Origin of the sequence: Neolewinella lacunae (assembly GCF_014349155.1) — a bacterium.
Lineage (GTDB): Bacteria > Bacteroidota > Bacteroidia > Chitinophagales > Saprospiraceae > Neolewinella > Neolewinella lacunae.
Map to the genome: position 1 here is coordinate 149,093 of NZ_JACSIT010000141.1, position 24,775 is coordinate 173,867.

The window sequence follows — 24,775 nt, forward strand, 5'->3', positions numbered from 1 at the left end:
GCATTCCCGCCCGCCATGCGCCACTCCATCGAAAACCACTGCCTGCGCCTGACCGTCAAAGAAGTCGGCGCCGAACTTTCCAGCCTCGTCCACCTCCCCAGCGGCCGCGAGTACATCTGGCAAGCCGACCCCGCCATCTGGGGCAGCCACGCCCCCGTGCTTTTCCCGATCATCGGCGTGCTGAAAGACGGTAAAACCACCATCGACGGCCAGGAATACCGCATCCCCAAACACGGCATGGTGCGCCACAACCAAAATCTCGAGCCTTACTCCCACACCGAAGACCGCCTGACTTTTCGCCTGAACTGGGACGAAAAAACCCTGGAACAGTACCCTTACGAATTCGACTTCCGCGTCACCTACCGCCTGCGTGAAGAGCACGTGATCGTCTACCACGAAATCCGTAACGAGGACGACAAAACGATGTATTTCTGCCTCGGCGGTCATCCTGCCTTTCGCGTGCCTTGCTTCGAAGGAGACCGGTACGAAGATTATTTCCTCCGCTTCGAAAGCCCCGAAGACGCCCGCAGCTACCTGGTTTTGCCCGATGGGACGATTGGCCAGGACACCCGCGAAGTGCCGTGGCGCGACGGCAACATCCTGCCCCTCACCCACAATCTTTTTGCCCACGATGCGCTGGTGTTCAAAGACCTCCACTCGCACAGCGTCATCCTCGAAAGTGCCCGTAGCGGCCCCGTCCTGAAGCTCGATTATGCGGGCTGGACGCACTTCGGGATCTGGGCCAAACCCGAGGGCGATTTTGTTTGCCTCGAACCCTGGATGGGGCTTTCGGACCCCGCCGATAGCGACGGACAATTCAAACACAAGGAGGGCATCATCTCCCTGGAGCCCGGCGAAACTTACGAGATGAGTTTCGACATTAAGATACTGCTGTAGAGGGCGCGGCCGCAGGTGCTCCCCCCCCACCCCCCCGATGGGGGGAGAATGGACGAAGAGCGAGGGATGACCCCCGCCAAAAACTGCTTTACACCAACAATCCGCGTAAGCCTTCCACCTCCTGAATAACGAGTTTTTTGCCCTGGTTGGCTACCAAACCCTCGCGCTTAAAGTCGGAGAGGGCGCGGATGACGCTTTCCTTTGTGCTGCCCACCATTTGGGCGAGTTCTTCGCGCGATAGCTCGATGGGCTGGCCGGCGTACTTCTGGTGCAGGTCGCAAAGAACCAGCGCCGTGCGCCGCCGTACACTGTCGTAAGCCTGGTGAACGAGGCGTTCGCTGTGGGCCACCACCCGGCTGGCCATGAGGCGCATCAGGGCCTCGGTGATGTTGCGGTCGGTATTGAGCAGCTTGAGGAGGCTATCCGTGGCCAGCGCCTGCAGGGTCGCTCCGCTGGACGCCCCACGGGCAGTATAGTGAAAAGGCGCGCGTTCCAAGACGGAAGGGATGCCAAAAACCTCCCCTTCGCCCAGCTCCGCGATGATGTAATCCCGGCCATACTCGTGGGAGCGGCTGAGGTGAACGCGACCGCCACTAACCCGGTAGATGAAGTGTGGGTATTCGCCCTCGCGGACAATCGTCTGGCCCGCATCGATGAGCAGTGGCCGCCCCGTTTCCGCAAAGGCCTTTTCCAGGCGGGCAAAGCCTCCTTCGGGGTTGCTCAGGTGGGCAGTGGCCGCGCCGGAGGGGTCGGTACCGCGCAATTTGGCTTTTTTGAGCCGGGTGCGGATGACGCTGAGCAGCTCGTCTTTGTAGAAAGGCTTGGTGATGTAGTCGTCCGCCCCCAGGTTCATCCCCCGGCGGATGTCGTCCTTTTCCGTGCGGGCGGTCAGGAAAATGAAGGGGATGCCGCTGGTGCGTTCGTTTTCGCTGAGCAGGTTGAGTACGCCGTAGCCATCCAGTTCGGGCATCATCACGTCGCAGAGAATCAGGTCGGGCGAGGCCTGGATGGCGGTTTTTACGCCCGCCAGCCCGTTGGGTTCGGCCAGGACGGTGTAGCCATAGAGTTCGAGGATTTCGGCCAGGTTTTCCCGGACTTCCTCGTTGTCTTCAATGATCAGAATGGTGGTGGTTTCCATAGCGGTGGGGTTCAGATCTGCTCGGGGCCCAAGGGGATTAAGACGGTGAAGGCCGACCCTTTGCCCAAGGTACTGGTAAATTCGACGGTGCCTTCCAGTAATTTCACGTAGTGATCGACGATGTTGAGGCCCAGGCCAGTACCCTGCACATTTTCTACGTTGCGGGCCCGGAAAAAACGGTCGAAAAGGTGGACCTGGTCTTCGGCGGGAATGCCAATGCCCTGGTCTTGGACGGTAATAAAGCATTGTTCCTGCCGCCGACCGGTGGAAATGCGGATCTCCTGCCCGGGGGAAGAATACTTGGCAGCGTTGGAAATGAGGTTGACGAGGACGTGGCGCAGCAATTTCGGGTCGCTGACGATCAGCTTGGGTTCCTCGGCCAGCTCCAGGATGATCCGCTGGGCGTCTTTCATTTGCCCTTCGCTGGACTCTACGCAGGTGGCCACCAGTGCGCGCAAATCGATCAGGCGGGGCAGCGCGGTGATTTCTCCCTGCTCCAGTTTGGAGAGGGAAAGAAAGTCGTTCAACACCTCGGTGAGTTGTAAGACGGCGTCCTTGATGCGGGTGACGTGTTTTTCGCGCTTGGGTTGTTCCGTTGTTTCCTTGTAGAGCTCGATCAGCTCGATGGAGCTTAGCACGGTGCTCAGGGGCGTTTTGAACTCGTGGCTGGCCATGCTCAGGAAGCGGCTCTTGAGTTCATTGAGTTCGCGCTCTTTGCTGAGGGCCTTTTGCAGTTCCCGCTCCCGTTCCCGGAGGGCGGCGGTGCGTTCTTCGACTTTGTTTTCCAGTTCCGTGTTGAGTTCCTCCACCCGGCGTTGGGCGCGTTTGAACTCCGAAAGGTCGTGAAGAATACCGGTGTAGATCGTCTGTCCGTCCAGATGGACTTCACTCACGGCCAGGCGCAGGGGGAAAATCTCGCCGTCCTTGCGCCGGCCGATGACCTCCCGCCCGATGCCGATGATGTGTTTCTGGCCGGTGGCGTGGTAGCGGTGCAGGTAATCATCGTGGTGGGCGCGGTCGTGCTCACCCATTAGCATATTTACTTTTTGCCCCCGCAGTTCCTTGGCCGCGTATCCAAAAAGTTCGCAGGCCGCCTGGTTGACGTTCTCGATAACGCCTTGGGTGCTCATGGTGATGATGCCGTCGGTGGCCATTTCAAACAAGGCCCGGAGGCGGCGGCTGTCTTCCTCACCCAGTTTATGCTCGGTCATCGGCGTCGGTTTAGCTTTCTACGGATGTGGTAAAGGTAAGGGGCCTTACCGACAAAAAGTGCCCCTGGCAGTAACCAGAGGCACGAGAACTGTACTTACAATAAATATCCCCAGACCGATAAACTCTAAATTCTTAACGGGGGTGGACCTTGCACCTGTCCTTACCCGGCACCTGCGTCCGCGCCCGGTAAGAAAACCAGGACGCTGGGCAATTAATGGGTGCGGAGTGTTCCGTTATCAGGCCACCTGCTGGGTGCGGGTAGGTTTATTTTTCATTTTTACGGCTTTTGCCTCAGCGGCGCCTACTGTGGGTTCGGGCAGGAAGCTCACGCCCAGCACGGCACTGAGAAAGAGCGGGAGGGCGAGGATGGCGACCAGGGGTTGACCGATAAAGAGGCCACCAATTACGCAGGCCATCATCAGGAAAAAGCGGATCAGGACGCTATCAAAGGAGCAGGCGAAAAAGCGCATGTGTTTGTGTTTTGTTGTGTCACAAATTTCGGGCGCTCAGCCAGCGTGGGCACTGATGCAGGTCACGGGGTAAAATGATCTGTGTCACCCTCCGTGCTGTTCAGCTCACACGTAGTCTTCCAGCCGGATGGGCTCCTGATCGATCAGGCGGATCAGGTCCAGGGTCGTCACGATTCCCACCAGTTTGTCCTCCTCTAACACGGGCAAGGCGTGAAATTTATTGAGGGTAAACAGGTTGGCGGCGGTGCGCACGGTATCGGAGGGTTCCAGCTTGGCGACGTGGGCCGTCATGATATCGCTCACGGTGTTGAGGCCGCTGCCGGGGAAACTCAGCTTCAGGAAATCCGATTGGCTGAGAATGCCGGCCAAACGCCCCTCGGGGGTAAGCACCGGGAGGTGGTGTACTCCGTGCCGGACCAGTAGGTCGATGGCTACGGTGACGGGGGTATGAATAGTCACCGTGGCGAGGTCCGTCGTCATGATGGTAGCGATTTTTGTAAGGAGATTCATAATTTATTGCTTTTAAGCTTAAGTATAATGGAAGTTAAGGTTGGAGCACCCATCAATGGCACATTGGCGGGAAGGCCAGTTGCTGAAAGTTGTAGAAATCGTTGGGCAGGTAGGCCGTCCAGCCCCGCCAAAGCAGGAGCAGCCCGGCCAGGCCAATGACGTAAGGCGTGAAGGCCGCCAGGCGGTCGGGGCCCAGGCGGACGATGCGGCGGCCCAGGAAGAGACTGCCCAGCAACAGGGGCAGCGTCCCGAGGCCAAAGGCCAGCATGAAGGCGGCACCCTTCGCCGGGCTGCCCGCGTTGGCCGCCGCAATGACGGCCAGGTAAACCAGGCCGCAGGGCAGCAAACCGTTGCACGCCCCCAGCACCAGCTTGGCCCGCAAACCTCCCTGCGCGGCAAAGGTGGCGGCCACCCCGCGCAGCCGCAGTTGGAAGCGGGCAAACCACGGCTGCCGCGCCAGCAGCTTACCGGGGTCCAGGCGCAGTACGGCAAAGGCCACCAACAGCCCCCCCGAAACCAGGGCCACCGTGCTCTGGGCGTTCCAGAGTTGCATCCCCAGCCCGAGGCTGCCGAGCAATGCCCCCAGCAAGAGGTAAACCCCAATGCGCCCCGTCTGGTAGGCCAGGGCAGATCGCAGCCCGTTGCCCGCCCCCATGGCCAGCATCAGCGGGCCACACATGCCTACGCAGTGCAGGCTGCCGGTCAGGCCCAGGGCGAAGGCGATGCTCAGTTCCACGGTACCCGGAATTTAAAGGGTGAGGTCCAGCTCGTCGTAGTACCCTACGCCAGCTTTTTTCCATTCCACAATGACGCGGTAGCGGCCCAGGGGCAGTCCGGCAACGTTGAGGGGCATCCTGCCATCGGCCGCCACGGCCAGGGCCGCCCGCCGGTCGTTGGTCTTGCTGCTCGGCCGGTACAAGAGCACACTCCCTTCAATTGCTCCCGCCGGAGCGGCGGGGAATTGGAGGGCGGGGCCGTCGGCCGTATGGTCCAGGCGCAGGCCCTCCGTGAGTCCTCTGCTGTTCTGGCGGCGGTCAAATTCTTGTTGGTAGTTGATGTCGCGCGCGTAGTAATCTTCGTACACCAGGCTGTTGTCAAAGTTGCGGCTTTTCACCACCACGATTACGAGGGTGCTGACAAAAAAGGCGTAGAAAAGGAAGATGCCGTGGCCCCAGTGGAGTTTCATGTCATTTGTTTTTGTGGGGATGTACGAATGTGGTGTAGAGGTGCTCCACCTCCTTGCCCTCTACCGTCACGCTGATCTCTACCTGCCCGTTAAAGGCGGGCCCGGGGTCGGCGGGGAGGTCCACGAAAAGTGCCCCTTCGGTGATTTTTCCGGGCTGGGCGGCGGGGGCCGTGCCTACGAAGCGGACTTTTGCGCCCGGCATTTTCACCACGCTGAAGTCCAGCGGCAGTTCGTCGCCGGTTTTGTTGACAATCTGGTAGCTGTACAGGTTGTTGTAGCTGCCGTCGGCGTTCTCCTGGTACAGCAGGCCAGGGGTGCGGAGCAGCAGCACGTCGAGGCCATCGCGGCCACCGAGCAAGACGATGTTCAGGGCGATGAGGGCCAGCAGTACGCCCGAATAGGCCATCACCCGGGGGGTCCAGATCCGGCGTTGCTGCCGCGCCACGCCGCTTTCGCTGTCGTAGCGGATCAGGCCGCGGGGTCGCTCAATTTTGTCCATCACCTCGTCGCAGGCGTCGATGCAGGCCGTGCAGTTGATGCACTCCAGCTGGATGCCGTTGCGGATGTCAATGCCCGTCGGGCACACCTGCACGCAGAGGCCGCAGTCGATGCAGTCGCCCTTGCGTACGGGTTCGGTGTCCAGCTGCAAAACATCGGCAGCCGTATAGTTTTGGGTGGGCGCGGCCGCAGGTGCCGGGGTGGTGGATGCGGAGCGATGACCGTCCCGCTCCAGGGCGGCTTCCATGCGGTGCAGGATCTGATCGCTGCAGCTTTCGCGGCCCTCCCGGCAGTCGGCACAGTCCGTACAACTGCTCTTTTTAGGTTGCCCCTTGCGGATTTTCCCCCGGGGCTCCCCGCGCTCGTAGTCGTAGATTACATTGATGCTGTCGTCATCGAGCAATACCCCCTGCAAGCGGCCGTAAGGGCAAATGGCAATGCACACCTGCTCCCGCATATTCGCAAACACGAAGTAGAACACGCCGATGAACACCACGATGGCCAGGAAGCCCAGCGGCGCATCCAGGGGAGATTGCCGGACCGTCGCCAAAACCGCATCCGTACCGATGATGTAGGCCAGGAAAGTGTGGGCAATCACGGCGGAAATGAGGAGGAAGAGCCCTTGCTTGAGCACCCTCTTGCGGATTTTCTCCGCACTCCAGGGGGCCTGGGCCAAGCGCCGCTGGGCGTTGGCATCGCCTTCCACCCAGTACTCAATTTTCCGGAAGACCATTTCCATGAAGATGGTTTGCGGACAAACCCACCCGCAAAAGATCCGCCCGAAAACGACGGTAAACAGCGCGATAAAGACCACTCCGGTGATCATCAGAATGGCAAAGAGGTGAAAATCCTGGGGCGAAAAGCTGAGCCCGAAAAGGATGAAGCGGCGCTCAAGTACATTGAGCAGTACCAGCGGTGCACCGCCTACGCGCAGCCAGGGCAAGCCAAACAAGATGGCCAGCAGCACAAAGCTGAGGTAGGTACGCCAACGGTAATACCGCCCCCTGGGCTGCTTGGGGAATACCCAGCGGCGCTTTCCTTCGGCATCAACCGTGCCGATGCTGTCCCTGAAACTCTCCTTTTGGCCACCGGTGCCCATGTTACTTGCTTAAAGGTTCTGTAATTTCCTCCGCGTATTCCACGCCCTCCGGAGCCTTGGCATTGGGGGGAGAAGTTCCGCCGATGCTTTTGATGAAGCTGGCCAGTTCCTGCATGTCACGCGGACGCAATTCGCTCTTCCAGGCAATCATACCTTTTTCGGGGACTCCGTACTTGATGGTCTTGAAGACCTCCCCGACGCTGCCGCCGTGGAGCCAGAACTTATCCGTCAGGTTGGGGCCAATACCCCCCTCTCCCAACTGCCCGTGGCAAACGGCACACTTCGCAGAAAACAAGGTGCGTCCTTTCTCGATGGCCTCGTTTTCCACCAACAGCGGCACGTTGGTCTCATCAATGGCATCCTCCTGGGTCGCCAGGTAGGCTTTTACTTCGGCGGCGGCATTTTCCATCTCGTAGACGTAGCTTTCGTGTTGCAGGTTGCCGTAGTCCGAAAAGTGGACAAACCAGATGTACACGGGGGCAAAGGCCATGGTCAGGTACAACACCCCTTTCCACCAGGGTGGCAGGTTGTTGTCCAGTTCCTTGATGCCGTCGTAGTTGTGGGAGAGCATAATTTCTTCTTCCGCTTCCAGCGGCACCCCGCCCTTCATGCGGTCGTAGAGGCGCTTCCACCAGGGTTCCGTCATGGCAGCGGGCAGGGGGATGCCGACCTTTTGCAATACTTCCGGGTGGTATTGCTCCAGCATCCGCAGGCGTTGCATGCCCATCAGGGTAAAGCTCAGGTTAATGACGGCTCCCATCCCGGCCAGAAAAACCACCAGCATCAAGACGAGCAGCAGTTGCTCGAGTACGCTCATTCCGGAGAACAAGCCTCCGGGGGCCACCTCCGCAACCGGCGCGGTGGCTTGCAACAACAGAGAATGATAAATTGAGGAATTCACGCTGCATCGTTTTTATCAGTGGTAGAATAGCTGTCTTGCAGGGGTTGCTGCTCCACTTCCGCGTAGCTTTCGCGCCCCCGGCCCAGGACCATGAGCAGTACGAGGGAGAAGACGGCGAAAAAAGTGAGCAGGGCCATGATGGCGAGCCAGTTGATGTCGGCGCCGGCCAATAAGTACTTTGCCATTTTCGGGTGGTTTTATTTTTTGCTGGGGGTTACGGCCTCCGCCTTGATGTCGGTTCCGAGTCGTTGGAGGTAAGCAATGAGCGCCACCACCTGCCGTTCTTCCAGTTCGGGGTCTTCAACGCCCTGTTCGCGCAGGCTCGTAGCAATTGCGGCGGCCTGGGCGTTGAGGTCATCGATGGCCACTTCGGCGTAGCCTTCGGGGTAGGGCGTACCCAAACTTTGAAGGACCCGGATTTTCGCCGCCAGGTAACGGGTATCCGTTTTGCGCTTCAACATCCAGGCGTAGGCGGGCATGATGCTGCCGGGGCTCGTGGAGTTGGGGTCTTCCATGTGCCGGTAGTGCCAGATGTCGAGGTACTTGCCGCCCAGGCGGTGAACGTCCGGCCCCGTCCGCTTACTTCCCCAGAGGTGCGGACGGTCGTAGATGAATTCACCCGATAGCGAGTACTGCCCGTAGCGCTCCGTTTCCGAGCGGAAGGGGCGGATCATCTGGCTGTGGCAGTTGTTGCAGCCGTTGGCAATGTAAATGTCGCGGCCTTCCAATTCAAGCGGGCGGTACGGGTTGACGGAGGCAATGGTTGGCACGTTCTCATCCACTACGACCATCGGGAAAATCTCTGCCAGGCCGCCGATGAGGATGACGACGGTAGAACCAACCAGCAGCTGCACGGGCCGCCGCTCAATCCAGCGGTGCCAGTATTCACCCTTGTGTCCTGCGGGGCTCGCCGCCAGGGGGGGAGCACTCGCGGGCTCGTCGGCCAGCAATTCGCCCTGCTTAACCGTCTTAATGAGGTTGTACACCATAATGAAAACGCCCACTACGTAGATCGTCCCCCCCAGGGCCCGGAGCATGTACATCGGCATAATGGCGTTAACCGTTTCCAGGAAGTTGCCGTACTGCAGCAGGCCATCGGGCGTAAACTGCTTCCACATGGAACTCTGCGTCCAGCCCGCCCAGTAAAGCGGAACGGCGTAGAAAAGCGTACCCAGCGTAGCAATCCAGAAGTGGACGTTGGCCAGTTTGGTGCTGAACAAGGTGGTGCGGAAAATCCGGGGAATGATGTAGTACAGGACCCCGAAAGTGAGCATGCCGTTCCAGCCCAGAGTGCCAATGTGGACGTGCCCTACTGTCCAGTCCGTGTAGTGGCTGATGGCGTTGACGCTCTTGATGGAGAGCAGCGGGCCTTCCAGCGTAGCCATACCGTAGGCCGTGATGGCCACTACCATCATTTTCAGTACGGGGTCTTCGCGGACCTTATCCCAGGCCCCGCGCAGGGTCAGCAGGCCGTTCAGCATCCCCCCCCAGCTCGGGGCAATGAGCATCAAACTGAAGACCATCCCCAGGCTCTGCGCCCAGTCCGGCAAACTCGTGTACAACAAGTGGTGGGGGCCCGCCCAGATGTAGATGAAGATCAGGGCCCAGAAGTGGATGATCGACAGGCGGTAGCTGAATACCGGCCGGTTGGCCGCTTTGGGCAGGAAGTAGTACATCAGGCCCAGGTAAGGCGTAGTAAGGAAAAACGCCACGGCATTGTGCCCATACCACCACTGCACCAGCGCATCCTGCACCCCGGCAAAAACGGGATAACTCTTGAGCAAACCAACGGGAAGCTCCAGGCTATTGCCCACGTGCAGTACCGTCACCGTCACCCAGGTGGCAATGTAAAACCAGATCGCTACGTAGAGGTGGCGCTCCCGCCGCTGCAGGATGGTCATGAAGAGGTTGATGCCGAATACAATCCACACCAGGGCAATGGCAATGTCAATCGGCCACTCCAGCTCCGCGTATTCCTTACTGGTGGTAATCCCCAACGGCAGCGTAATGGCCGCCGCCAGAATGATGGCCTGCCAGCCGTAGTAGTGGATGTTGCTCAGCGCGCGCGAATACATCCGCGTTTTCAGCAAGCGCTGGAGCGAGTAGTACACCCCCATGTAAATTCCGTTGCCTACAAAAGCAAAAATGACGGCATTGGTATGCAGCGGCCGAATCCGGCCAAAGGTGGTCTCGGCGGTAAAATTGAGCACGGGCCACACCATTTGCAGGGCGGCCAACAAACCTACAATCATACCAATCAAACCCCAAAAAGCAGTGGCGTACGCAAATTTCTTGACGATCTCGTTGTCGTACGCAAAGTTTTCCAGTGCCATATCGGTACTGGTGGCAGAAGCTGTTTTAGTCATTGTCAGAAGATTTGGGTTCCTCGAAGAGGATTCTAATGGATGGCGTTACCTCATCATCGTACTGGCCGGTGCCTACCGCCCAGAAGAAGGCGAGCAGGAAGCCAACGGCAATCAGCAGACTAAGCAGGATGAGCAGGAGGATTACTTTCATAGCGGAGTTCCTTAACGGCTGCAAGGTCCGGCGACCGGCCAGCCTGGGCACTGAAGCGCATCATCGGCGGGAATGATTTGTATCATTTTCTGGCCGGGTCTACCCTCGCACCGGGCCGGTGAATGCCGAGGTCCACCAGCCAGGCTCCGACAGTGGCCACCACCACTATCGTTACGGAACTGAGTGGCATCAAAATGGCCGCCACCACCGGGCTGAGCGTGCCCGTTACCGCGTAATACAGGCCCACCGCGTTGTAGCAAAAGGCCAGGGCGAAGGTGAGGGCCAACACCCAGCGCAGGCGGACCGCCGCTGCCAGCACCTCGGGCAGGAACGGCAATTGTTCGCCCTGCACAATCCCGTCACAGGCGGGGTTAAAGCGGGACGCATCGTCATTCACGGCCAGCCCGACGCTGGCCGCAGCGAGCGCGCCGGCATCATTCAGGCCATCGCCCACCATCAATACCCGGTGGGGGCCGGCCTGCAGCTCATTGATCCGGGAGCGCTTATCGAAAGGACTTTGCTGAAATAAGGTCTGCCCGGGTTCGAGGTAAGCGCTCCAGGTATTGCGCACCGGTGCCTGATCCCCCGAAAGCAGCCAGGTTGCCCCCCGCTTCCCCAGTTGCCGCAGCATTTCGCCCACTCCCGGGCGCAAATTCACCGCCGCAGGCACCATTTGAAAGTACGGGTTGCCGTCCACCGTTGCATTCGTCCCCCCTTCCAGGGCCCCTGTGCCGCAGAAAGCCGGTGTACCGATGCGGAACTCCCGACCCTCGTGCTGCAAGTACAGGCCTTGCCCTACGCTTTCGGTAACCCCGGCGGTAAACACCTCCGGAAGTTTACCCTGGGAAGTTTCCAGCGCCGCCCGGATGGCCCGGCTTTTGGGGTGGTCCGACTGTCTCGCCATCGCCAGAAAGACGCCGTCAAAAAAAGCGACGCGCTCCTGGAGGAAGTGCAGTTGCTCCGTCAACCCCTCTCCCGTCAGGGTACCCGTTTTGTCGAATACAAAGGTGTCCGTATTGGCCAGTTCCCGGATCACGGCGGGGCCCCGGAAATAGTAACCCCGCGCCGCCAGCAGGCGCTGCAAGGTACCGTAGGCGAAGGGAGCCGCCAGCGCCAGGGCACAGGGGCAGGCAATGATCAGCACCGCCGTCGCCGCCCGGTAGGCCGTGGCCACGTCGCGGGAGTACCAGTACACCAGCGTGGCCGCCGAGAGCAATAACAAGAAAACGGTGAAGACCCGGATGAGGCCCTCGGGCGGCGCAACCTCGCCCAACTCCTGCCGCTTGCCCTCCCGCAGCCACAGTTGCAAAAGGTAGCTTTGCTCGGCGGGCTTACTCACCACCATGCGCAGGGCCGTATCCGTAGCGCGCCCGCCGGCGAATACCTCTGCATGCGGGGCTACCGACTGCGGAACAGCCTCGCCGGTGACGAAACTGTAGTCGATCGCGGCGGGCACCTGGCCGGATAAGTAGCCGTCGGCGGGAATCAACTGCCCGGGCCGCACGAGTAATACATCCCCCGCCACCACGTCTTCACTGGCCACCGCCTCTAGCTCACCCGCCGCATTTTCCCGGTAAGCCGCAATCGGGAAGTAGTCGTGGTAGTTGCGGTCAAAGTTGAGCCGGGCGAAGGTATAAGACTGGAACCAGCGTCCGATCAGCAGGAAAAAGACCAGTCCGGCCAGGCTATCCAGGTAGCCTGGGCCACTGCCCGACACCAGTTCGTAAACGGAGCGGCCAAACAAGGCCACCATCCCGATGGCAATCGGCACGTCAATCGTCATCCGCCGGGCAGTCACGGCATACCAGGCCGCCGAGAAAAAGCCCCGCCCGGCGTACAACAACACTGGCAAACTCAGGCCCAGCATCAGGTAACCCATGGCCGCCGCCATCCACTCCGCACCCGCATCGCTGCCCAGTGCCGAGGGCAATACCTCCGATAAGCCAAAGTATTCCGGGAAGCTCAGCAGCATGATGTTGCCAAAACAGAAGCCCGCCACGCCAATGCGGTAAATCAGGGCCCGGTTTTCGGGCTGCTGCGTGGCCTCCGCCTGGGTTCGGAGGTGGGGCGGGTACCCGATGCGGTCGAGTTGCTCCGCCACCTGCCGCAGCGTCACCTGCCGCGGATCAAACACGATGGCCGCGTTGCGCCGCGAAAAATCTACGCTGCACGCCCGCACGCCCGGCAACAACTGCGGTAGCCGCTCCAGTAACCAGACGCAGGAGGCACAGTGAATGGCTGGCAACTCCAGGTCAATGTGGCAGCGCTCCGCATCCCGGTAGCGCAGCACCCTCTCCGCCAGCTTGGGCACGTCGAGCCAGGCGTAGTCCCGCCCGTCGTCCACCTTCCTGCGGCCCGCAGCCTCCTCCATTCCGTAGAAGTCGAGGAGATTGTTATCTTTTAAAATGGTGTAGACCGTAGCACAGCCCGCACAGCAAAATACCCGCCCGTTTTCTTCGGTTTGGTCTTCCCGGCAAACCTCTCCGCAGTGGGTACAGTGGGTGGTGGCCAAGGTTTGGTCAATGAGGGTTCCCATGGTCAGATGGCTTGGCTGAAGGTTTTTGCGCTGGGCTGCTGCCGCCAGTAATGGTCGTCCAGCGGCAGACAGATGTTACGCAGGAAGGGCTTGCCCGCCGCAGTTACCTCCACCCGGTAGGGCGAGCGCGTGATGATGCCGTCGGCGGCCATGTCGTTCCACTGGTCCACCGCCCGGCCCAGGGCATCGCAGCGCAGGGCTTCGGGCCGCCAGTCCGTTTTTCCCTGGCACATGAGGTTGAGGATGTGGCGGCGCACCACCTGGTCTTCCTGGCTCAGGCGGTGCCCCTTCACGATGGGCAGGCGTTTTTCCTCCAGCACGATGCGGGAGTAGACGTCGAATTTTTTCTCGTTCTGCACGTAGGTGTCCCAGCTGTCCCCGATGGAGGAGCAGCCGAGCGCAATCGTCACCGGCGAGTCGGCCGTGGTATAGCCCATGAAGTTGCGGTGCATCCGTCCCGTAGCCGCCGCGCGGTAGAGGTCGTCGGTGGGCAGGGCAAAATGGTCGAGGCCGATGTCCCGGTAGCCCGAGGCTTCGAGCAGGTCGCGGCCCGTAGCGTAGAGTTGCCATTTTTCGGTTCCGCCGGGCACGTCCGCCTCGTCGTAGGCCCGCTGTCCTTTGCTCACCCAGGGCACGTGGGCGTAGCCGTAAAACGCGATGCGGTCGGGCCGGAGTTCCTGGATTTTCACGGCCGTTCGGATGATGTCATTCTCCGTCTGCCGGGGCAAGCCGTAGATGATGTCGAAATTGATGGAAGCGTAGCCGGCGGCCCGGGCGGCGTCGACGGTCCGCTCCACGTCCGCCTCCGTTTGCCGGCGGTTGATCAGGCGCATGATGGCCGGGTTGAAGTCTTGCACGCCGATGCTGATGCGGTTAAAACCACGGGAGGCCAACACTTTCAGGTGCTCGGGGGTGGTGCTGTTGGGGTGGGCCTCAAAGGCGAAGCAGTGGTCGTCAGCCACCTCGGCGTGGGCCAAAATGCCGTCCACCAGGCGGGCCAATGACGCCGGAGAAAAAAACGTGGGCGTCCCTCCCCCCAGGTGCAGCTCTTTTAGGCGCGGACGCAGGTGCAGGGATTGGACGTAGAGCGACCATTCCGCCAGAACGGCATCAATGTAGGGATCCTCAACCGAGTGCCGTTTGGTGATGTGTTTGTTGCAACCGCAATAGGTACAGAGTTCTTCGCAAAAGGGCAGGTGGATGTACAGGCTCAGCTCCCGGTGTTCGGCCAATTGCCCGTTGAGGCGCTCCAGCCAATGCTCGGGCGTAGGGGCTTCCTTTTCCCAGTAGGGGACCGTAGGATAGCTGGTATAGCGGGGGACGGGAAGATTGTACTTATCGATGAGCGTCACGGGTCCGTTTTCGTTTGGCCCCAAAGGTCCCGCCCCGGCCAAAATCAAACGCTGATCCACGTCTACCCCCGCAATGATATATGTCATTCCGGGCCAAAGCCCTTGCCAGGCGCCTGCCAACATCCCTTGCTGTTCCCCTGGGGCGACGGGCCTGGCACCTGCGGCCGCGCCCTACTCCCTCATCCCCCGTAGGCGGCGAGGATGGCCAGCAGGTCTTCCTTGGTGTTGGCCTCGCTGGCTGGCTTGTCTTCCCGCCAGCGCAGCATGCGCGGGAAGCGGAGGGCGACGCCCGATTTGTGCCGCCCGGAGGCCTGGATGCCCTCGAAGCCGATCTCAAAAACCAGCTCGGGTTTGACGCTACGCACGGGCCCGAAGCGCTCGACGGTATTGCGGCGCACCCAGTTGGTGATGCGGTTGAACTCCTGGTCGGTGAGCCCGGAGTAGGCCTTGGTGAAGGGGACCAACTGCTCGCCCTCCCACACCCCGAAGGTGAAATCGGTGTAGAGGTTGGCCCGCCGCCCGTGGCCCCGCTGGGCGTAGATCATCACCGCGTCGATGGTGAGGGGGTCGACTTTCCACTTCCACCAGTCGCCCTTTTTGCGGCCCTGCCGGTAGGGGCTGTCGCGGTGTTTGAGCATCAAGCCTTCGCTGCACTGGGCGCGGGCGGTGGCGCGCTCGGCCGCCAGGTCTTCCCATTTTTCCCAGGCCACGGTGGGCGAAAGCCGCAGAATGTGCTCGGCCCCGGCGTCCTGCACCAGCCCTTCGAGGGCTTCCCGCCGCCGGGCGAGGGGCCACTGCCGGATGTCTTGCCCGGCCAACTCCAGCAGGTCGTAGGCCATCAGCACTACGGGAACATCCTGAAGAATTTTCTTACTCAGCGTCTTGCGTCCGATGCGGGTTTGCAGCAGGTTGAAGCCCAGGGGAGCGCCCGCCGCGTAGGGCAAAATTTCGCCGTCCACCACCGTTCCGTCGGGCAGTAAGTCGGCCAGCGGCGCGTATTCGGGGTACTTGTCCGTTACGAGTTCTTCGCCGCGCGACCACACGAAGAGGCTTCCGTCGCGCACGATCAGCTGCCCGCGGATGCCGTCCCACTTGTGCTCCGCCTGCCAGTCGGCGGGGTTCCCCAGGCCGTCGGGCGGTCCCTCCAGCTGGTAGGCCAGGTAGAAGGGGTAGGGACGGCTGATGTCGTCGGTGGCGGATGCGCCGTGGATCAGGTCCTGGAACGTGGTGTCGTTGGGCGTCCAGTTGCCCATCAGGCGGTGGGCAAGGCTGGTTTCTTCGATGCCGGTGGCCTGGCTCAGGGCGCGGGTCATGAGCTTTTGGCTGACGCCGACCCGAAAATTGCCGGTGATGAGTTTGTTGAACAGGTAGCGTTCGGTGGTCTCCAGCACTTGCCAGGCGGCCAGCACGGCTTCCCGCTTGCCGGCTTCGTCGTACTCGGCCAGGCTTTCGACGACCCGGATCCAGGCGGAGAGGCTGCGGTCGTCGGCCTCCGTGGGCGGCGGCAAGACGAGGGCGATGGTCTCGGCCAGGTCTCCCACCACGTGGTAGCTTTCTTCCAGGATCCAGGGGTCGATGCCCGCGTAGTCGGCCGCCCACTCCCTGAGGAGGCGGGAGTTGACGGTGCGCCGCGGCCGGCGGTGACTCAGCAGGGCGATGGTCCAGAGTTTGTCCTGTTCCTCCGTTACCGCAACGAAGTAATCGGCCAGGGCGGCGACCTTTTCGTTGGTCTTCGTCGTGCGGTCGAGGCGGCGAAACATGGCGGCAAAGTGTTTCATTCGGCGGCGGCGTTTTCCTGGTCCAGGTCCTCTTTTTTCGTCGCCATCTCGGCCAGTTCTCCCTCGTAGTCGGTCTCCAGGGCTACGGCGTTCAGGCCGGTCCCGCGCAGGTATTTGCTGAAGATGCTCGTGTAGCCGTGGGTGACGTAAACGTGTTCCGCTCCGGTCAGGACAATGGCTTCCAACAGTGCGGGCCAATCGCAGTGGTCGCTCAGGACGAAGCCGCGGTCGGCTCCCCGGCGGCGGCGCGCACCCCGCAATGACATCCACCCCGAGGCCGTGCCTACGCTGGCGGCACCAAATTTTTTCATCCAGGGCTGTCCGATGGCTCCGGGGGTGGCAATGACGAGGTGGCCGGGGTAGTCCTTGCGCGGCACGGCGGAAGTAACCCGAATGGTGGGCGGCAAGGCGACGCCCTGCTGGCGGAGGACCTCGTTGGTGTTTTCAATCGCCCCGTGGGTATAGACCCGCCCGATGCCGTGGTCGAGGCCGCAGAGCAGGCGTTGGGCCTTGCCGAGGGCGTAGCCGGTCAAGACGCTGACTTTCCCTTCCGCCTGGTTGGCCCGCCACCACGCGTTGATGTCGGCAAAGACTTCTTCCTGCGGTGCCCAGCGGTAGACGGGCAAGCCGAAGGTCGACTCCGTGATGAAGTGGTGGCAGCGCACGGGTTCCCAGGGCTCACTCAGGCCGTCGTTTTCCAGTTTGTAATCGCCGCTGGCTACCCAAATTTCTCCGCCGTATTCCACGCGGATCTGGGCGGAGCCGATGATGTGGCCAGCGGGATGGAAGCTGAATTTCACCCCGTTGATGGTGGTCACCTGTCCGTATTCGACGGTGGTGAGGCTTACCTCGCCGAGGCGATGGCGGATGACGGGCGCTGCGCTGCGCGTAGCCAGGTAATGCTTGTTTCCCCAGCGGGAATGGTCGGCGTGGCCGTGGGTGATGAGCGCACGGTCGACTGGCTTCCAGGGGTCGATGTAGACCTGGGCGCGGGGGCAGTAGATGCCGCGGTCGTTGAATTCTAGTAGGGGCATTGATGGCCTAACGGCTGGCCAGCCCTTTGGGTTTGGTTTGTCAGCGCCACCCAACTCCCCCCGGCGAGGACCTGGCCCGTAAGCCAACTCCTCGCCGGGGGAAATTGCGGCGGCAAGCCCGAGTTAGTGCAGCAAGGTCTGGAGCCAACCCGCTCCCAATGGCTGGTGGATCGCCCGCTTCCAAAGCGTAGTCGACGTCCAGCGCTGTTGCTGGGAGCCCGCGTCCGTGCCATCCGTCTCAGCCGCCAGGAAATCGGCCTTAGCCGTCCAGGTGATCTGGGCTTCCGGCGCGAGCTTTTGGTTGATGGCCGCAACGTCTTCCTGGAGGATTTGCTCGAAGCGGACCATCTCTGCGGCCAGCTGCTTGCGGATGCGGGCGGCTTCGTTGACCTGGCTTTCGGACGGACGACCGGGGAAGGTGCTGATGTCGAAGTAGAGGCTGCCCATTTCTTCGCGGAGGAGCGACCCTTCGTTGACGTAGCCATCGCCGCCCAAGAACACGAGGCTGGATTTGAGTTTGGCTACTTTTTCCTTCAGCGATGTATTCATTTGCTGGACCTTCTTGTTGGTCGGGTTCAGCGCCTTGGCCTGCTTTTCCACTTCGCTGAGCACCTCGTATACCCAGGCCAGGGTTTCGGTATCCTCGTAAACTTTCATCAGGAGCTGGCGTTGGGCCTCGCGGGCTTCGACGGGGTAAATATCGTCTTCAGCTACGCCCAGTTCCAGGGTCGTCTCGTAGGTATCCTTGTTTTTGATGAGTTTTACCTGGTATTCACCGGCGGCCATGCTGGGCCCGGAGAGGGTACCAAACAGGGCCATGCGGTTATCGCTCGGCGCGGCTTTGGGCTTCTTGATGGTGGTGGGCAGGCTGACGACGTTGAGCCCCGCCCCTTTGCCGGCGGAGATGGTGCGGAGCAATTCCCCGTCTTTCCAGATTTCCACGTACATCGTCCCGAACGTATGCCGCTTCTGGTTATAGTACATGATCTGAGCAGCGTTGGATTTGCTGGCACCGACGAAGGTGCCGCTGCCGCTGAAGTCTCCCGCGCCCAGTCCACCGCCGCCGCCAAGGTTAGCGGGGGCCACTTTCAGGAAAGCCAATTTTTCCTGGGTGATCGCGGGCGTTATTTGCCGCAGGGCTTCGACGTCGTCTAACACGATGACGCCCCGGCCGTGGGTGGCCAGCACCAGGTCGGCTTCGCGGGGGTGAATGACCATGTCGCGGATGCCCACCATCGGGACATTGTTCCGGAAAGGAGCCCAGCTGCTGCCGCCATCCAGGCTGATGTACAGGCCGAATTCCGTCCCCAGGAAAAGGAGATTGGGATTGACCAGGTCCTGGCGAACGCTCAGGGCGTAGCCTTCCACGTTGTCGTCCGTGAGCTCCGTCCAGCTCTGCCCGCCGTCGGTGGTCCTGTAAAGGTACGGCGTACGATCGCCCGTGCGGTGGCCATCGAAAGTGACGAAGGCGGTGTTGACGTCGTGGGGACTGGGCTCTACGAAGGTTACCCAAGTATTGGCGGGCAAGCCCGGGATTTTATCGTTCAGCTTTTCCCAGCTTTTTCCGCCGTCGGTGGTGCGCTGGAGGTTGCCGTCGTCGGTACCCACCCAAACCACGTCTTTATTCACCGGGCTTTCCGCTACGGCGTAGATGGTGGTGTGGTTTTCGGCGGTGGAATTGTCGATGCTCAGGCCGCCGGAAAGGTGCTGTTGCTGCTTGGTCTTGTCGTTGGTGGTCAGGTCAGGGCTGATACGTTCCCAGCTGTCGCCGTTGTTGACCGAGCGGTAGAGGTACTGGGCGGCGAAGTAGAGCCGGGCACCGTCTTTGCTCAGGTGAACGGGCGCGTTCCAGTTGAAGCGCAGGGGCTGTTCGGCGCTGGTGGCGTAGGGGGGGATGGACTTCGCCTGCCCGCTCCGCTCGTCGTAGCGCACCAGTTTACCACCCTGGTATTCGCTGAATACGATGTGGCTTTCAGTGGGGTGACGGAAGCTGTAGAAACCGTCGCCGCCGAAGGTCTGTTTCCAGGCGGAATTGCTTACGCCGTTGGGGCTGGTATTAGGGGCAAACCAGGAGCCATTGTCCTGCAAGCCGCCGTAGACGCGGTAGGGCCTGGCGTTGTCGACGCTGACGTGGTAGAACTGGCTGATGGGCAGGTTCATCCACATCTTGAAGGTGTAGCCCCGGTCGAGGCTTTCGTAGACGCCGCCGTCGGTGGCCACCAGGATGTGCTTGCCGTTGCTGGGGTCAATCCAGATGTCGTGAAAATCGGAGTGAACAGCGGGGTCGAAGTTGCGCCAGCGGGCACCGCCGTCTTCGCTGATGATGCCGTTGAGGCCGCACTTGGCGACAATGTCGGGGTTGCTGGGGTCAACGGTCAGGGCGCTGAAGTAGAAGGGGCGGATGCTGTTGTTGCGGTTGTTGCCGGTTTTGGTCCAGCTCTGCCCACCGTCTGCACTGCGGTACATGCCCTTGGTGGCTTCGGTGCCCGTTTCCACGCTGGCGTAGACGATTTGGGAGTTGCTGGCGGCGATGGCAATGCCGATGCGACCGAGTTTTTCGTCGGGCAGCCCGTTGCTGAGTTTTACCCAGTTTTTGCCGCCGTCGGTGGTTTTGTAGAGGCCCGAATTACCCTTGTAGCCAGAATCGAAAGTCCAGGGCAAGCGGCGGTGGCTCCACATGGCGGCGTACAAGACATCGGGGTTGTTGGGGTCCATTTTCAGGCTGGCCGCGCCGGCGTCGGCGTCGAGGTAGAGGACTTTCTCCCAGCTTTGGCCGCCGTTGACGGACTTAAAGACGCCGCGTTCTTCGTTGCTGTCCCAGAGGTGGCCCATGGCGGCAACGTACAGTACATTGGCGTCTTCGGGGTGTACGGCAATGTCAGCAATTCTTTCGCTGTCTTCCAGCCCGATGGAGGTCCACTGCTGCCCATTGTCGGTAGATTTATAGACGCCTTTGCCGATGCTGACGCTGTTGCGCGTCCAGGGTTCTCCCGTACCGACGTAGATGGTCTGGGGCTGGGAAGGTGCGATGGCGATGGCCCCGATGCTTTGGGGGTGCTCATCAAAAACGGGCTGGAGGGCGCCGCCGGCGGTAGTCGTCCGCCACACGCCGCCGCCCGCCGCGCCAATGAAGATGGTAGTGTGGTCTTGGGGATTAACGGCGATGCAGCTGACGCGGCCCGACATGACGGCCGGGCCAATCTGCCGCGCGCGCAAATCCCCAAAAAGGGCAGTAGTAGTGGTAAAATCCTGGGCACTAAGGCCAGCCCCAATGGCCAGCAACAGTAGGGTGAATATCGTTCTCATGATTAATTGGCTTACTTATGGGCTATAAAAAGAGCGCGGACGCGGGTGCTGCGGAGTCGTTGGACTTCCCTTGCTCTCCCCGTAGGGTTCGAGCATTGCACCTGCGTCCGCGCCCAAAAAAGTCTACTTACTTACTACTTTTTGGGCAGCATAAACATCTCGTCTTTCACTTCGGGGTTGAGAACGACCTCGTTGACGTTGATTTTCTGGATCGTGGTACCGTTGTACTTAACGTCCATGAACATGGGGATCATGACGCTTTCCACCTCCTGGTAGTCGCTCAGGTAGGTTTCCACGACGACGCCTTTCTGGGGGCCGGACTTGACGGTCATCATGGTCATGATGGGCACCATGTACTCCTGATCGAAGTAGTAGGTGATGTCGTGGCCATCGTCGTTGGTCACGTGCACGCCGTAGGTGGCCGTTCCTTCGACTTCCTTGCCTTCGACCAACTCGAGTTTGAAGCCGCGCTCTTCGGAGTTGATGAATTCGGAGAGGAATTTGGTGCTCCGCATTTGCTCGGATTCGTCGTCGCTCATTGGCGTGGGCTCGGTGATGCCCATGAAGGGCATGACCTGCCAGGCGGTTTTTCCGTCGTAGGCCTGGATGATGGTTTGGCCCTGGACGTCCACTTTAAGGTGCTGCTTATCGCCCTCGGCGGAGACGATTTCCATGGGGAATTCCATGCCCTGCATCGAAGCTTTCCCTTTGATTTTCATGGCTTTGATGGCCAGCCAGGCGTCTTTTCCGCCGGTGTTTTCGATGTAGGTGTCCCCGATTTCGCGGGCGGTGGGGGCGTCCTGGGCGGTCAGGCCCGCCGTCCCGATCAGTAAAAAGGCAAATAGTGCAATAAGCTGTTTCATCTCAATGGCATTTTTGGTGGGCGCAGGTCTCCCCGCATGGCCCGAGGTTAAGTGAATAGTTTTTAATGCGAACAAAACTTACCCCAAAGATACCGCTTGGCGAGCACGAGGTGGTTTCTCTTCGATCAATGCAGGTAGTTTTTCGATGGGCGCGGCCGCAGGTGCGGGGGAAGGGATGGGGAGCGGGGGCTGCTCGGAAGCACCAAGGAATCTAGTTGCTGAAGAACACACGCTCTAAGCGTAAACCTCTTTTCAACCGGCCCCGCTACCCTTTCCGCCGGTAGTGCCGCTGCACCAGTGCTCCCAGGTACACTTCCGACTTTACCAGTTCCAACTCCAGCGGCTCGGGCAGCCCCCCGAACAATGGAATACCGCCGCCGAGCAAAACCGGAATGGTGGTGATGACCAGTTCATCAATCAGCCCAGCGCGCAGAAAAGACTGAATCGTTCGTCCACCGTCAATCCACAGGTTGTGGTGGCCCTGGCTGTGAATTTTCGCCAGTATCGCTTCCGGTGGGCCACTTAGCAGTTGTACTTTATCCGCGAAACCTTCCGGCACGGAGGTCATCGTTTCGCTTAACACGAAAACGGGCATGGCGTAGGGCCAATCCACCCCAAAGCCGAGGACGGTTTCAAAAGAATGCCGTCCCATCACCAACGCGTCGATTCCCGCCGTAAACGCCAGGTAACCAACGTCATCACCTTCCGGGTTCGGCACGGTTTCCAGCCAGTGGACACCGCCGTCTGGATCGGCAATAAAGCCATCAAGGCTGGTGGCAATAAACACGGCGTTCTTCATACTGGCTGGCGCTTAATCGTTAAGCCAAGGTAGGCTAAAACTAACAAATCAGCGCAAACGCGCCCTACTCCCCCACCAACCTAACCCAATAATCCCGCTCCATCTCCGCCGCATCAATGTCCTCGTACATCCACACCATGCGCCGGGTGTTTTCCGGTGGCGTTTGGACGGCCATTTCGCTGGCCTGGCTGGGTTTCAGGAAGGCTTGCAGCAGCGCGACGTCCCACATCGTCCATTGCCTGGCACCGGGTGCGTGTTGCTCCCAGCGCTGGCGCAGGTAAGTCCCCATTGCACCGGCCTTGGCCAGCTGGGCGAAGGTGTTTTCTTGCTCCCAGGTGTATTTAATGGCGACGGAAATCGGCATCACGTGCAGCTCCAGCTCTGCGGCGTTGAGCAGGTAGTTGGCCGCGTTAAGGTCGCGGCGGATGTTGAACTCGTCTTTGTTCCAAAATCCCCCGGCGAAGTCGTAGCGAAAGCCCAGCACGTAGGCCACAATTTTCTCTTTGATGGTCGTATCGAGCGCGATGGCCGACGCCAGGTTGGTGGCCGCCCCGATACACAGCACAGCGAGTTTTTCGCCGGCGGGCGTGGCGTGGGCTTCGCGGATGATGAGCTGCGCGGCGGGGCTATCGCGGGGGTCGTAATCGCCCCAGGGTTTGCCCATTATGAGGTCGGCGCCCAGGGGGTGGGGCAGGTCCAGCCGCCCCGCCAGCCGCAGCAGGTCTTCGTTCAGGCGTTGGCTCTGGTACACGGTGCTGTCGCCGCTCCACACGTGAAACCACTGCGCAGAACTGAGCCCAAGAAAATCCACCGTGGTATCCGGCAGCGCGTAGGCGATGGCAAACAGGTCGTCAATCTCGTTGGCCGTGTCGGAATCGAGGATCATCCGCACGGGCTGGCCTGCGGGCCATGCGTGGCGTTGGGGGGCTACCTCGGGCGCTGTTTCTGTTTCCGGGGCGCGGTCGCAGGTGCAGAGAAGAGACAAGAGGAGCAGGGGAAGGCAAACACGCAGCATCGGGCAACAACAGGTAGGTAGTGGCGAAAGATACTCCAACGGCATCCGTCAGCAAAGTAGGCGCAATAAGGTGGTTAAACCATTCGGTACGTTTACCCGTTGCCGACGTATCGTAGGACTCACACTAAAATCTCTGCTTAATGCACCCTAAACTACTGTCATCCTTAAGCTTATTGGTAATCATCTTACTGCTGCCCGGCTACGCTGCGGCGCAATCCCTCCGTTTATCCGTGGTCAGTAATACCGGCGAGGCCGTCCCTTACGCCACCGTCTTCGCCGTCGCCCTGGAGAAGGGCTTGATTACCGACGATAAAGGGCAGTTCACCCTGGATTGGGAAAACGCCGCCGATACTACCACCGTGACGATCTCCTCGGTCGGCTTCCAGACCACTACTTTCAGCCACCAGCACCTGAGCAAGTTAGCGAACGCCAACGAGGCCATCGTCCTGCCCAAGGCAACGTACACCCTGGCCGACGTAGAAGTCAGGGATAAGCGACTGCAGCTGAGAAAAAAACGCCTTGGCCTGCCGGGCTTCCTCAATGCTACCTACATTCAGCGCGTTGGGTCTAAGTCCTATTTCCTGGAGGCAGGCCCCATCATCCGCCCACAAAAACGTTGCCGCCTCGATGCCGTAGAACTGCGGGTCCAAGACATGGATGCCGATACCGTTCTAATGGACGTCAATGTCTACGCCCTTGAAGGAAGCAAAGTTCAAGAGCAGTTGCTGCGGGAGCGATTATTCGTTTCGGTGACCAGGCAGGAGGTTGGCAAGGACCTCACCGTAAATTTGCTGCCACAAGATTTGTGGATTGACGGGGATTTTCTGGTCACCTTCCGCCTCCTTAAAGTCGTTGGCAACGAAGGCAAATTTGGCTTCAAAGGCAAAACCGGCTATCGCCATGGCCTTAGCCGGGCAGAAAATGGCAAGTGGGAAAAAACCTACGTAACCCCCGCTTTATTTGCCGTAGTCAGCTACGAATAAGGAATAAGCGCCAGAGCAACTGCCCCAGAAGCAGCGCAGCGGAGGAACGCTTAGCGCCAAAGTTACACCTTAATTATTCCAGGCGAATCCAATCCAGTTCCAGCCGAAAATCCTGTTCTTCCTTGTTCCCGATCAGGATGGCGACTTCAGAGAGCAGCTCCGCCGGATAATCGGGCAGGTCCAGCGAGCGACCGCGAAACTGGGGTTTCATCGTGGACAGGTCGAGGATGATTTCCTCCCATTCGCCCGTCGTTTCGAAGTAGGTGACGTAGCTGTGCCGGTCGTTATCGCTCGTTTTGGCCCGAAACTGGTACCTTTTGCCATCGCCCTTTACCCGCAGCACGGCTTTGGTGTGCCCTTCGATGCGGATGGTCGGCATCCGGTAGCGGAGGGAGCTGAAGCCGCCGTTGTTTTCCAGCGAGACGTGGCCGGTATATTCACCGTGGCCCGCCGCGTTGAGCCGGAAGTAGCCGGCGGAGCGCCCGCCCATTACGGTGTCGTCTACGGTTACCCAGTCGGATACGTCCGCTTCGGGGGTGAAGTTGAATAGGGTCATGGGAGGGGTTTGGGGGATCAGGAAAAGGAGGAAGAGGAGGGGCATGGTAGGGTAACGGGGAGGGGCAGCTTGGTTCGGGCGGGAATGCCGGGATGGATACCAAGGTCATAAAACCAACATTTAGC

Annotated in this window: 22 protein-coding genes; 2 read left to right on the forward strand and 20 right to left on the reverse strand. The window is 60.3% G+C overall.

Annotated elements, in window-relative coordinates:
* Positions 1-15 precede the first annotated feature (15 nt).
* Entirely contained in the window at positions 16-897 is an 882-nt protein-coding gene (locus H9S92_RS16340; RefSeq protein ID WP_187467761.1) for an aldose 1-epimerase family protein, read from the forward strand.
* A gap of 88 nt (positions 898-985) precedes the next feature.
* Here H9S92_RS16340 and H9S92_RS16345 read toward each other — a convergent pair whose 3' ends face one another.
* From H9S92_RS16345 to H9S92_RS16435, 19 genes are all read right to left on the reverse strand, one after another.
* A complete protein-coding gene (locus tag H9S92_RS16345; RefSeq protein ID WP_187467762.1) occupies positions 986-2,035 on the reverse strand; it encodes a response regulator in 1,050 nt (349 codons plus the stop codon).
* 11 nt (positions 2,036-2,046) lie between these two features.
* Entirely contained in the window at positions 2,047-3,246 is a 1,200-nt protein-coding gene (locus tag H9S92_RS16350; protein WP_187467763.1) for a PAS domain-containing sensor histidine kinase, read from the reverse strand.
* 237 nt (positions 3,247-3,483) lie between these two features.
* Entirely contained in the window at positions 3,484-3,717 is a 234-nt protein-coding gene (locus H9S92_RS16355; RefSeq protein ID WP_187467764.1) for a hypothetical protein, read from the reverse strand.
* A gap of 105 nt (positions 3,718-3,822) precedes the next feature.
* The gene (locus H9S92_RS16360; RefSeq protein ID WP_246463934.1) at positions 3,823-4,227 is read right to left on the reverse strand and encodes a CBS domain-containing protein; all 405 of its coding nucleotides are present in this window, start codon (positions 4,225-4,227) and stop codon (positions 3,823-3,825) included.
* 52 nt (positions 4,228-4,279) lie between these two features.
* Complete coding sequence (locus tag H9S92_RS16365) at positions 4,280-4,963, reverse strand: sulfite exporter TauE/SafE family protein (RefSeq protein WP_187467765.1); 684 nt, start codon at positions 4,961-4,963, stop codon at positions 4,280-4,282.
* A 12-nt stretch (positions 4,964-4,975) separates the two neighbouring features.
* Positions 4,976-5,413: a FixH family protein gene (locus H9S92_RS16370; RefSeq protein ID WP_187467766.1), complete on the reverse strand. Its 438-nt coding sequence runs from the start codon at positions 5,411-5,413 to the stop codon at positions 4,976-4,978.
* A 1-nt stretch (position 5,414) separates the two neighbouring features.
* Positions 5,415-7,010 carry a 4Fe-4S dicluster domain-containing protein gene (locus H9S92_RS16375; protein ID WP_187467767.1) on the reverse strand — a complete coding sequence of 532 codons (1,596 nt, stop codon included), beginning with the start codon at positions 7,008-7,010 and terminating at the stop codon, positions 5,415-5,417.
* A 1-nt stretch (position 7,011) separates the two neighbouring features.
* Positions 7,012-7,911, reverse strand: a complete 900-nt coding sequence (locus tag H9S92_RS22700) for a cbb3-type cytochrome c oxidase N-terminal domain-containing protein (RefSeq protein WP_187467768.1) — start codon at positions 7,909-7,911, stop codon at positions 7,012-7,014.
* A complete protein-coding gene (locus H9S92_RS16385; RefSeq protein WP_187467769.1) occupies positions 7,908-8,096 on the reverse strand; it encodes a hypothetical protein in 189 nt (62 codons plus the stop codon). The genes H9S92_RS22700 and H9S92_RS16385 overlap by 4 nt, the downstream gene beginning before the upstream one ends.
* 12 nt (positions 8,097-8,108) lie before the next feature.
* Entirely contained in the window at positions 8,109-10,277 is a 2,169-nt protein-coding gene (gene ccoN, locus H9S92_RS16390) for a cytochrome-c oxidase, cbb3-type subunit I (RefSeq protein ID WP_246463936.1), read from the reverse strand.
* Positions 10,270-10,428, reverse strand: coding sequence for a cbb3-type cytochrome oxidase assembly protein CcoS (ccoS, locus tag H9S92_RS16395; RefSeq protein WP_187467770.1), 159 nt, complete (start codon positions 10,426-10,428; stop codon positions 10,270-10,272). Before ccoS ends, ccoN begins: the two co-directional genes overlap by 8 nt.
* A gap of 82 nt (positions 10,429-10,510) precedes the next feature.
* The gene (locus tag H9S92_RS16400; protein ID WP_187467771.1) at positions 10,511-12,964 is read right to left on the reverse strand and encodes a heavy metal translocating P-type ATPase; all 2,454 of its coding nucleotides are present in this window, start codon (positions 12,962-12,964) and stop codon (positions 10,511-10,513) included.
* A 2-nt stretch (positions 12,965-12,966) separates the two neighbouring features.
* Positions 12,967-14,403, reverse strand: a complete 1,437-nt coding sequence (hemN, locus tag H9S92_RS16405) for an oxygen-independent coproporphyrinogen III oxidase (RefSeq protein ID WP_187467772.1) — start codon at positions 14,401-14,403, stop codon at positions 12,967-12,969.
* 92 nt (positions 14,404-14,495) lie between these two features.
* A complete protein-coding gene (locus H9S92_RS16410; protein WP_187467773.1) occupies positions 14,496-16,094 on the reverse strand; it encodes an ATP-dependent DNA ligase in 1,599 nt (532 codons plus the stop codon).
* Positions 16,091-17,128, reverse strand: a complete 1,038-nt coding sequence (locus H9S92_RS16415) for a ligase-associated DNA damage response exonuclease (RefSeq protein WP_187467774.1) — start codon at positions 17,126-17,128, stop codon at positions 16,091-16,093. The genes H9S92_RS16410 and H9S92_RS16415 overlap by 4 nt, the downstream gene beginning before the upstream one ends.
* 123 nt (positions 17,129-17,251) lie before the next feature.
* Positions 17,252-20,434, reverse strand: a complete 3,183-nt coding sequence (locus tag H9S92_RS16420) for a WD40/YVTN/BNR-like repeat-containing protein (protein ID WP_187467775.1) — start codon at positions 20,432-20,434, stop codon at positions 17,252-17,254.
* 134 nt (positions 20,435-20,568) lie between these two features.
* A complete protein-coding gene (locus tag H9S92_RS16425; protein ID WP_187467776.1) occupies positions 20,569-21,297 on the reverse strand; it encodes a hypothetical protein in 729 nt (242 codons plus the stop codon).
* Positions 21,298-21,562: 265 nt separating this feature from the next.
* The gene (locus tag H9S92_RS16430) at positions 21,563-22,096 is read right to left on the reverse strand and encodes a dihydrofolate reductase family protein (RefSeq protein WP_187467777.1); all 534 of its coding nucleotides are present in this window, start codon (positions 22,094-22,096) and stop codon (positions 21,563-21,565) included.
* Between the two features lie 64 nt (positions 22,097-22,160).
* Positions 22,161-23,111, reverse strand: a complete 951-nt coding sequence (locus tag H9S92_RS16435; RefSeq protein WP_187467778.1) for a nucleoside hydrolase — start codon at positions 23,109-23,111, stop codon at positions 22,161-22,163.
* A 140-nt stretch (positions 23,112-23,251) separates the two neighbouring features.
* On the opposite strand from H9S92_RS16435, the gene H9S92_RS16440 reads away from it, so the two are divergent.
* On the forward strand, positions 23,252-24,094 hold the full coding sequence (locus H9S92_RS16440; protein WP_187467779.1) for a carboxypeptidase-like regulatory domain-containing protein: 843 nt from the start codon (positions 23,252-23,254) through the stop codon (positions 24,092-24,094).
* Between the two features lie 73 nt (positions 24,095-24,167).
* Here the strand turns inward: H9S92_RS16440 and H9S92_RS16445 are convergent, their stop codons facing one another.
* Positions 24,168-24,650, reverse strand: coding sequence for a CIA30 family protein (locus tag H9S92_RS16445; protein ID WP_187467780.1), 483 nt, complete (start codon positions 24,648-24,650; stop codon positions 24,168-24,170).
* Positions 24,651-24,775: the final 125 nt, after the last annotated feature.

Coding starts and splice junctions, on each gene's coding strand:
- H9S92_RS16340 (WP_187467761.1), top strand. CDS start 16: ATGCGCCACTCCATCGAAAACCACTGCCTGCGCCTGACCGTCAAAGAA.
- ccoN (WP_246463936.1), bottom strand. CDS start 10,277: ATGACTAAAACAGCTTCTGCCACCAGTACCGATATGGCACTGGAAAAC.
- H9S92_RS16400 (WP_187467771.1), bottom strand. CDS start 12,964: ATGGGAACCCTCATTGACCAAACCTTGGCCACCACCCACTGTACCCAC.
- H9S92_RS16375 (WP_187467767.1), bottom strand. CDS start 7,010: ATGGGCACCGGTGGCCAAAAGGAGAGTTTCAGGGACAGCATCGGCACG.
- H9S92_RS16345 (WP_187467762.1), bottom strand. CDS start 2,035: ATGGAAACCACCACCATTCTGATCATTGAAGACAACGAGGAAGTCCGG.
- H9S92_RS16360 (WP_246463934.1), bottom strand. CDS start 4,227: ATGAATCTCCTTACAAAAATCGCTACCATCATGACGACGGACCTCGCC.
- H9S92_RS16370 (WP_187467766.1), bottom strand. CDS start 5,413: ATGAAACTCCACTGGGGCCACGGCATCTTCCTTTTCTACGCCTTTTTT.
- H9S92_RS16435 (WP_187467778.1), bottom strand. CDS start 23,111: ATGCTGCGTGTTTGCCTTCCCCTGCTCCTCTTGTCTCTTCTCTGCACC.
- H9S92_RS16385 (WP_187467769.1), bottom strand. CDS start 8,096: ATGGCAAAGTACTTATTGGCCGGCGCCGACATCAACTGGCTCGCCATC.
- H9S92_RS16420 (WP_187467775.1), bottom strand. CDS start 20,434: ATGAGAACGATATTCACCCTACTGTTGCTGGCCATTGGGGCTGGCCTT.
- H9S92_RS16440 (WP_187467779.1), top strand. CDS start 23,252: ATGCACCCTAAACTACTGTCATCCTTAAGCTTATTGGTAATCATCTTA.
- H9S92_RS16350 (WP_187467763.1), bottom strand. CDS start 3,246: ATGACCGAGCATAAACTGGGTGAGGAAGACAGCCGCCGCCTCCGGGCC.
- H9S92_RS16430 (WP_187467777.1), bottom strand. CDS start 22,096: ATGAAGAACGCCGTGTTTATTGCCACCAGCCTTGATGGCTTTATTGCC.
- ccoS (WP_187467770.1), bottom strand. CDS start 10,428: ATGAAAGTAATCCTCCTGCTCATCCTGCTTAGTCTGCTGATTGCCGTT.
- H9S92_RS16425 (WP_187467776.1), bottom strand. CDS start 21,297: ATGAAACAGCTTATTGCACTATTTGCCTTTTTACTGATCGGGACGGCG.
- H9S92_RS16355 (WP_187467764.1), bottom strand. CDS start 3,717: ATGCGCTTTTTCGCCTGCTCCTTTGATAGCGTCCTGATCCGCTTTTTC.
- H9S92_RS16410 (WP_187467773.1), bottom strand. CDS start 16,094: ATGAAACACTTTGCCGCCATGTTTCGCCGCCTCGACCGCACGACGAAG.
- hemN (WP_187467772.1), bottom strand. CDS start 14,403: ATGACATATATCATTGCGGGGGTAGACGTGGATCAGCGTTTGATTTTG.
- H9S92_RS16445 (WP_187467780.1), bottom strand. CDS start 24,650: ATGACCCTATTCAACTTCACCCCCGAAGCGGACGTATCCGACTGGGTA.
- H9S92_RS16415 (WP_187467774.1), bottom strand. CDS start 17,128: ATGCCCCTACTAGAATTCAACGACCGCGGCATCTACTGCCCCCGCGCC.